The sequence below is a fragment of the Streptomyces sp. NPDC044064 genome (assembly GCF_056434245.1).
Map to the genome: position 1 here is coordinate 187,671 of NZ_JBWKFN010000015.1, position 7,643 is coordinate 195,313.

Consider the following 7,643-nt stretch of genomic DNA (forward strand, 5'->3'; position numbering starts at 1 on the left):
GAGACGCGCTCACTCGGGCTCGTTCCACTCCCGGAGCGCCGCGCCGATCCGGCTGTTAGCCCGTTCGCGGGTCTGGTCCAACACCCTGGCGTACACCCGGTGCAGGACCGCGATGATGTGGCCGGCCCGGCGGGCGCACTCCATCGCGTCCACACCGGAGCTGAGCCAGAAGAACACCCCCCGTGGCGAAGGTCATATGGTCGGAGAGTCGGCATTGAGGCGGCCTCGACCACGGCCTCTTTCGGAGGGCCTGAAGCATCGTCCTGCCGGGCCGTCCCCGGGCCGGCCGAGGTCACTCGACGACGACCGGCAGGACGGGGTGTTTCTCGCCATCCACCGGCAGTTGGCGTGCCGATTAGAGTGCCGCGCATGACCGCTTCTCCTGATCAGGTCAACAGCAGAGAAGACCTGGCAACTTTCGTCCGTTCGCTGTACCGCAGCTATGTCGCAGAGGGCGATTCGTGGGAGAACGCAGACCTGGCTGGATTCCTGGAGGCCCTCGCCGCATGGATCGACGACGCGGACGGCTGGTACAGCAACGCCGGCCGCGAGCTGGCCGCCGGTGGTGACTGGAGCTTCTTCGCACGAGCGCTTCGAGCGGCAACCATTTACGAGTAGTCAGCAATTGCGCAGCGACGCTGTGCTGACTGTCTGACTGAGTGACAACGCCGGCGGACGGCGGCGGACTGGGGCCAAAGTACAGGGCGGCTGGACTGCGAAAGCGGCTGGTGCCAGGTCACGGGCCTAGTCTGTGTGGACGACGCGCGGCCGGGCTGGGCATGCACTCGGGATTGTGCTCGTGCAGGTCAGGACACCAGCGACCGAGGCGGCAAAGGAAGACCGCCAATCTGCCGGCTCAGCCTTCCCAGGTTCGAATCCCTGCGCCGCCACACAGGGGTCTCTTCGTTGTGCGGCAGGCACACTGGCGGCATGACCTCCCGTCGCAGAACCTGCCCTGTGTGCCGTCGCGAGATCGCCGTCGTCGCGGGGCGCTTCGCGCGGCACGACCCGCCCGGGGCGCGGGAGGGCGGGGAACTCGTCTCGTGTTCCGGATCCCGGAGGACGGCCCAACTCGGTGCGGTCCAGCCGGCGTTGGACGGGTACGCCGTACCGGACTTTCCCGGGCAGCTGCCTCTGTTCTGACCTTCTGGCGCTCTGATCTTCTGACGCCCTGACGCCCTGACGCCCTGACGCCCTGACGCCCTGACGCCCTGACGCCCTGACGCCCTGACGTTCTGACGTTCTGACGTTCTGACCGTTCTGACGCTTCGACAGGTGAACGCCCGGCGGCCGGCCTCAGTTCCCCGCGACCGACTTCACCGCGACCGACACCGGCGTCGACCCGCCGATCAGCTCCAGCGTCAGGCCGGCCGTCGCCGAGGTGTCCACCAGCTCCGCCAGTACGGCCGCCACGTCGTCCCGCGGGATCGGGCCGCGCCCGGTGCGGGCCTCCAGGCGGACCTGGCCGGTGCCCGCGTCGTTCGTCAGCGCCCCGGGGCGCAGGATCGTCCAGTCGAGCGCGTCCTGACGGGTGACGTACGCGTCGGCCACGCCCTTGGCGCGCAGGTACACGTCGAACACGTCGTCGCCCTCGTGCGCGGGGTCCGCGCCCATCGAGGAGACCACCACGAAACGCCGTACGCCCGCACGTACGGCCGCCTCCGTGAACAGTACGGCCGCACCCCTGTCCACCGTGTCCTTGCGGGTCGTACCGCTGCCCGGGCCCGCGCCCGCCGCGAACACCGCGGCGTCCGCGCCCTGCAGATGTGCCGCGACCTCCTCGACCGAGGCGGACTCCAGGTCGAGCAGGACCGGTTCGGCGCCGGCCGCCCGCAGATCGTCGCTCTGTTCCGCGTTGCGGATGATCCCCGCGACGTCGTCCCCGCGCGCGGAGAGCAGTTGCTCCAGCCGCAGCGCGATCTGACCATGACCACCAGCGATGACAATGCGCATGATTCCGACCGTACGCCCGAAGAAGCGCGGCCGCCGCACGGGTTCACGCCGGGGCGTGCCGTGGCTCGGGGGCGCGCCGGGGCATGATCAGGGGCGTGCGGCGGCTTGAGGGCGCCTGGGCGCACGATCCGGGTGTACGGGCTGGAATGTGCGCCCCCCCATTGCGAACATGCGCCCCTCAACCGTACGGGCGTCCCGGGGCCTGACGTGTGCCCCGGCGCGACCGGTGCCACCTCACGACAGCTCCTTCCGCCCCTGCCGCGGCAGCCCCAGTTCCGCCGCTGCCGCCGAGCTGCAGTACTCGCGTACCGCGCTCGTGCGTGCCACCACCCGCCCCCGGTGCACCACGATCCGGCTGTAGGCGAGGGAGAGGGCGCCGGACAGGTGGTCGCCGCGCACGGCGAGGAGTTCCGCGGGGAAGCCGGCCTCCACGCGGACCTCGGGCAGGCCCAGGACCGCGCGCGCCGAGGCGCTCACCGCGTCGTAGGCGTCCTCGGGGCGCAGGCCATGGGCGGAGGAGAGGAGGTAGGCGGCCTCCAGGGGGTCGCCGCGGCCGACGGGGTTCGAGACGTCCCGCAGGGCGCCGCTGCCGGCCGCCACCCGCACCCCTGCCGCGCGCAGCAGCCGCACCGGGGCCGTGCCCCGCCGGTCCACGCCCCCGCAACCGCCCTGGGGCAGGCACACCACCGTCACGCCGGCCGCCGCGAGCTGGTCCGCGAGCCGGGAGGCGGCCTCGGTGTTCAGGCGCGCCAGACCGGCGCACGGGCCGATCGTCACGCCGGGGCGCAGGCCACCCGCCATGGCCGCGAACCGGGACAGCCGGGCCGGGTCCGCCGCGTCCGTGTGCAGATCCACCGGGCAGCCGTGCTCCGAGGCCACCTCCAGCACGGCCTCGACGTAACCCGTGGGATCCGGGTCCAGGTCCGGGCAGCCGCCCACCACGGAGGCGCCCATCTTCAGCGCGTCCCGCAGCATCGCGAGCCCGTCGGCCCCGGCCACCCCGGTCAGCAGGCGCGGCATCGCCACCGTGGTCAGTTCCGCGAGCCCCCGCAGGGAGCGCCGTGCCTGCAGTACGGCGCCGAGCGAGCCCAGGCCCTGGACGTCGCCCACGCGCACGTGTGCGCGCAACGCCGTCGCTCCGTGGCCGAGTTGGAGCAGGGCCGCCTCCGTGGCCCGGCGCTGGACGTCCTCGGGGGCGTACGAGACCGGTCCCGGCTGTTCGGCGGAGAGCGCGGTGTCGCTGTGGGCGTGCGCCTCGGCCGGGGCCGCGAGGAGCAGGTAGCCGCCGAGGTCCACGCGCGCGGCGCCCTTGCGGGCCGGCCCCGCGGTCAGGCTGCCGGCCGTGCCGACCGCCTCGATGCGCCCGCCGCCCAGCCGTACGTCCACGGTCCGGCCGTCGGTGAGCCGAGCCCCGCACAGCAGCAGGGCGGCCGGGTCGGGCTGTCCGGAGGACCCGGAAGGGTTCGACGACGAGGGTGGCTGCGGCTGGCTGTCGGGCATCGGACTCCAGGGGTCGGGCCGGGGGCTCGGGGGCAGGGCCGCGACGGGCCCAAGATCACGCAGAGTGAGTCGAGCCTAGGGTGGCGAGCAGTGCGCGGCGCGGAGGAGCGCAATAGTCGTACCGGCGTGGTCCGCCTCCGGCGGTACCCGCGTCGTCCGCCGGTGTGACCAGCGCTCATGCGTGCGCGCGCTGCGCACCGCGACCGTTTATGACCGGTGTCTCACGCGCGCGTGCCCGGGCCGCAGAGGGGACTTGCGGGGTTCCCGGGAGGCCTGGGAACGGCCCGCCGAGGGCCCGCGAACGGGCCTGTGGCGGGCGGCCGGATACGGATTTGGGTGAACGGCGGCGGACCGTGTAATGTCTTCATCGCTCGCCCCAATAGCTCAGTCGGCAGAGCGTCTCCATGGTAAGGAGAAGGTCAACGGTTCGATTCCGTTTTGGGGCTCTGGTGTGAGAGGTTCCCGTCGCAAGACGGGGACTGATCTCATCAAAGCGGTGTAGCTCAGTCGGTAGAGCAAGCGGCTCATAATCGCTGTGTCACCGGTTCAAGTCCGGTCACCGCTACTGACAGTAGCCGATTGCGGGGTCGGTCCTTCGATCGGCTACTCTTTTTGCGTTAGTTCAGTCAATCCGTTCGTCAAGGAGCACTCACGTGGCTGCCACCGACGTCCGCCCGAAGATCACGCTGGCCTGCGTGGAGTGCAAGGAGCGGAACTACATCACCAAGAAGAACCGGCGTAACAACCCGGACCGACTGGAGATGAAGAAGCACTGCCCGCGTTGCAACGCGCACACTGCGCACCGCGAAACGCGATAAATCAGGCTCGTACGTAAGGCCGCCCCCTCGAACAGGGGGGCGGCCTTACGTCGTTTCACACGCTGCCGAGACCAGGAGGTGCCGGGCCATGGCGCTCGACCAGTCCTTCGTGGGACGGACCTATCCGTCCACCGAGCCCTACGAGGTGGGCCGGGAGAAGATCCGTGAGTTCGCCGAGGCGGTCGGGGAGGCCAACCCCGTGTACTCGGACCCGGAGGCCGCCAAGGCGTTCGGGCACCCCGATGTGATCGCGCCGCCGACGTTCGTGTTCGCCATCACCTACCGGGCGGCCGGAGAGGTCGTCGAGGACCCGCAGCTCGGTCTCGACTACAGCCGCGTGGTGCACGGCAGCCAGAAGTTCGCCTACACCCGCCCGGTGCGCGTGGGTGACCGGCTCACGGTCACCTCCACCATCGAGGGGATCAAGTCCCTCGCGGGCAACGACGTGCTGGACATCCGTGGTGAGGTGCACGACGAGGCGGGCGAGCACGTGGTGACCGCCTGGACCAAGCTCGTGGCCCGTGCGGCCGAGGAGGCGTGAGACAGCGATGACGGCGAAGATCGCGTACGACGACGTCGAGGTCGGCACCGAACTGCCGGCGCAGACCTTCCCTGTGAACCGCGCCACACTGGTGCGGTACGCGGGTGCCTCCGGGGACTTCAACCCCATCCACTGGAACGAGAAGTTCGCCAAGGAGGTGGGCCTGCCGGACGTCATCGCGCACGGCATGTTCACCATGGCCGAGGCGATCCGCGTGGTCACCGACTGGACCGGCGACCCGGGCGCGGTCGTGGAGTACGGCGTCCGCTTCACCAAGCCGGTCGTCGTGCCGAACGACGACAAGGGCGCGGTGATCGAGGTCAGCGCCAAGGTCGCGGCCAAGCTGGACGACAACACGGTCCGCGTGGACCTGATCGCTACCAGCGAGGGCGAGAAGGTGCTGGGCATGTCCCGGGCGGTCGTGCGACTGGCCTGACGGCAGATCCGGGTAAGGGGCGTCGACCATGAGTGGGCGCCCCTTACGCATGGGTCGGCACAGTCACCTGCGCACGGGGTGGCACCGTCACCCCTTGACTGGTTAGTGATTGAGTACTAACTTTCTCGCATGGTCAGGATGAGCGCAGAGGAGCGACGCGAGAGCGTCATTCGCGCGGCGATCGCGGAGTTCGCGCAGAGGGGCTACTTCGGCACCTCCACCGAGGCGATCGCCAAGCGGGTCGGTGTCTCGCAGCCGTACCTCTTCCGGCTCTTCCCGGGCAAGAAAGCGATCTTCGCCGCCGCGTCCCTCCGGTGCATCGAGGACACCTGCCGGATCCTCGGGGAGGCCGCCGAGGGGCTGGACGGGGACGAAGCCCGGCACGCCATGGCGAACGCCTATGTGCGTCTGCTCACGGAGCACCCCGAGACGCTCCAGATGCAGATGCAGACGTACATCACGGTGGCGGCGGCCGAGGCGGAAGGCGACCACGCGTTCGGCGAGGCCGTGCGGGCCGGCTGGATGAAGCTCTGGGAGACCGTGCATCCGCCGCTCGGGGCGGACGTGAACGACACCACGACCTTCCTGGCGTACGGAATGCTCATCAACACCCTTACCGCCATGGGATTTCCGCCGGAGCACCAGGTCTGGCAGGGGATGTACCCGTCGGCCCGGATCACCGGGCGGCTGGAGAAGTAGCGCGCGAGAGGGCGGCGTCCCGCCCTTTTTCATGGGCTGCAAAGTTAGTCAGCAATAACTAATCAACGGCAGTGATCACCCTCTGGGGGAGAGATGTCACAGCAGACCGCACGTCGCGGGGGCGCCGTCTGGGCCCTCGTCATCACCAGCGTCGCCGGGTTCATGGCGGCGCTCGACAACCTCGTCGTCACCACCGCCCTGCCCTCCATCCGCAAGGACCTCGGCGGCGCGCTGGACGACCTGGAGTGGACCGTGAGCGCCTACACGCTCACCTTCGCCGTCCTGCTGATGTTCGGCGCCGCGCTCGGCGACCGTTTCGGGCGCCGCCGGCTCTTCCTCGCCGGAATCACCGTCTTCACCGGTGCCTCCGCCGCGGCGGCCATGGCCCCCGGCATCGGCTCCCTCATCGCCGCCCGCGCGGTCCAGGGCGTCGGAGCGGCCGTGATGATGCCGCTCACACTGACCCTGCTGACCGCGGCAGTGCCCGCCGCCAAGCGGGGTATGGCGTACGGCATCTGGGGGGCCGTCAACGGCCTCGCCGTGGCCTCCGGGCCGCTCATCGGGGGCAGCCTCACCGAGCACATCTCCTGGCACTGGATCTTCTGGCTGAACGTCCCGCTCGGCGTGGCCCTGCTGCCGCTCGCCCGTCTGCGCCTCGCCGAGTCCTACGGCGCAGGTGCCCGGCTCGACCTCCCCGGCACCCTGCTCGTCAGCGGCGGGCTTTTCGGGATCGTGTACGGACTGGTGCGCGGCCCGGTCGACGGCTGGACCGGCCCCCTCGTGCTGACCGGCCTGATCGCGGGCGCCGCGCTGCTCGGCGGATTCGTGCACCACGGCAGCCGCAGCAAGCACCCCATGCTGCCGATGCGGCTGTTCCGCTCCCGCGCCTTCTCCGGGATCAACGCCGCGAGCCTGCTGATGTTCCTCGGGATGTTCGGCTCGATCTTCCTGCTCAGCCAGTACATGCAGGGCGTGCTCGGCTACTCGCCCACCGAGGCGGGCCTCAGGATGCTGCCGTGGACCGGCATGCCGATGCTCGTCGCGCCGATCGCCGGGATCCTCTCCGACCGCATCGGCGGCCGCCCGGTCGTCGCCACCGGCCTGTTCCTGCAGGCCGCGGGGCTCGGCTACCTGGCCTCCGTGGCCACCGCCGACGTGTCCTACGCGGCCCAGCTGCCCGGCCTGATCATCAGCGGCATCGGCATGGCCCTGTTCTTCGCGCCCGCCTCCAACCTGGTCATGTCCAGCGTCCTGCCCGCGGAGCAGGGCATCGCCTCCGGCGCCAACAACGCCCTGCGCGAGGTGGGCGGCGCGCTCGGCATAGCGGTCATGTCGTCGATCTTCTCGGCCCAGGGCGGCTACGAGAGCGCCCAGGCCTTCGTCGACGGACTGCGGCCCGCGCTGGTCGTCGGCGCCGCGATGGTCGCCCTCGCCGGAGTCGCGGCCCTGCTGATCCCCGCCCGGCGCCGCACGGTCCTCGCCACCGGCACGACCGAGCCCGCGCCGGCCCTGGAGACCGCCGCGCACTGAGCGCACAGCGCTCGGCGCCGGCAGCCCGGCTCGGGGCACGGAACACCGCCCGGCACGCGCGGGGGGGGGGGGGGGGGGGGGGGAGGGGGGGGGGGGGGGGGGGGGTGGGGGGGGGGGGGGGGGGGGAGGCGGGGGGGGGGGGGGGGGGAGTCGATTGTGCGTGTTT

The 7,643-nt window shown here is 71.1% G+C and carries 10 protein-coding genes and 2 tRNA genes; 9 read left to right on the plus strand and 3 right to left on the minus strand.

The genetic code is table 11. The annotated features are described in order from the left end of the window. Positions 1 to 9 precede the first annotated feature (9 nt). On the minus strand, positions 10 to 177 hold the full coding sequence (locus AC07DS_RS24760; RefSeq protein WP_479148589.1) for a hypothetical protein: 168 nt from the start codon (positions 175 to 177) through the stop codon (positions 10 to 12). A gap of 192 nt (positions 178 to 369) precedes the next feature. Between AC07DS_RS24760 and AC07DS_RS24765 the strand changes: the two genes are divergently transcribed. Then, the gene (locus tag AC07DS_RS24765) at positions 370 to 618 is read left to right on the plus strand and encodes a DUF7660 family protein (protein ID WP_479148591.1); all 249 of its coding nucleotides are present in this window, start codon (positions 370 to 372) and stop codon (positions 616 to 618) included. A gap of 312 nt (positions 619 to 930) precedes the next feature. Continuing rightward, positions 931 to 1,143, plus strand: a complete 213-nt coding sequence (locus AC07DS_RS24770) for a hypothetical protein (RefSeq protein WP_479148592.1) — start codon at positions 931 to 933, stop codon at positions 1,141 to 1,143. A gap of 153 nt (positions 1,144 to 1,296) precedes the next feature. Here AC07DS_RS24770 and AC07DS_RS24775 read toward each other — a convergent pair whose 3' ends face one another. Next, positions 1,297 to 1,953, minus strand: coding sequence for an SDR family oxidoreductase (locus AC07DS_RS24775; protein ID WP_479148594.1), 657 nt, complete (start codon positions 1,951 to 1,953; stop codon positions 1,297 to 1,299). A gap of 234 nt (positions 1,954 to 2,187) precedes the next feature. Beyond that, the gene (locus AC07DS_RS24780; protein ID WP_479148596.1) at positions 2,188 to 3,453 is read right to left on the minus strand and encodes an amidohydrolase family protein; all 1,266 of its coding nucleotides are present in this window, start codon (positions 3,451 to 3,453) and stop codon (positions 2,188 to 2,190) included. Positions 3,454 to 3,826: 373 nt separating this feature from the next. Here AC07DS_RS24780 and AC07DS_RS24785 point away from each other — a divergent pair. The 7 genes from AC07DS_RS24785 to AC07DS_RS24815 all read left to right on the plus strand — a co-directional run bounded on the left by AC07DS_RS24785 (position 3,827) and on the right by AC07DS_RS24815 (position 7,477). Continuing rightward, positions 3,827 to 3,899, plus strand: a tRNA-Thr gene (locus tag AC07DS_RS24785). Between the two features lie 46 nt (positions 3,900 to 3,945). Continuing rightward, a tRNA-Met gene (locus AC07DS_RS24790) sits at positions 3,946 to 4,018 on the plus strand. A gap of 88 nt (positions 4,019 to 4,106) precedes the next feature. Further along, positions 4,107 to 4,271 (plus strand): 50S ribosomal protein L33, encoded by a 165-nt coding sequence (gene rpmG, locus AC07DS_RS24795; RefSeq protein WP_003948671.1) that lies wholly within the window; start codon positions 4,107 to 4,109, stop codon positions 4,269 to 4,271. An 88-nt stretch (positions 4,272 to 4,359) separates the two neighbouring features. Continuing rightward, complete coding sequence (locus AC07DS_RS24800; protein WP_479148598.1) at positions 4,360 to 4,812, plus strand: FAS1-like dehydratase domain-containing protein; 453 nt, start codon at positions 4,360 to 4,362, stop codon at positions 4,810 to 4,812. A gap of 7 nt (positions 4,813 to 4,819) precedes the next feature. After that, positions 4,820 to 5,248, plus strand: coding sequence for a MaoC family dehydratase (locus tag AC07DS_RS24805; RefSeq protein WP_336114127.1), 429 nt, complete (start codon positions 4,820 to 4,822; stop codon positions 5,246 to 5,248). Positions 5,249 to 5,377: 129 nt separating this feature from the next. Next, a complete protein-coding gene (locus tag AC07DS_RS24810; protein WP_336114129.1) occupies positions 5,378 to 5,947 on the plus strand; it encodes a TetR/AcrR family transcriptional regulator in 570 nt (189 codons plus the stop codon). A gap of 93 nt (positions 5,948 to 6,040) precedes the next feature. Then, the gene (locus AC07DS_RS24815) at positions 6,041 to 7,477 is read left to right on the plus strand and encodes a DHA2 family efflux MFS transporter permease subunit (protein WP_479148600.1); all 1,437 of its coding nucleotides are present in this window, start codon (positions 6,041 to 6,043) and stop codon (positions 7,475 to 7,477) included. The last annotated feature ends 166 nt before the right edge of the window (positions 7,478 to 7,643 follow it).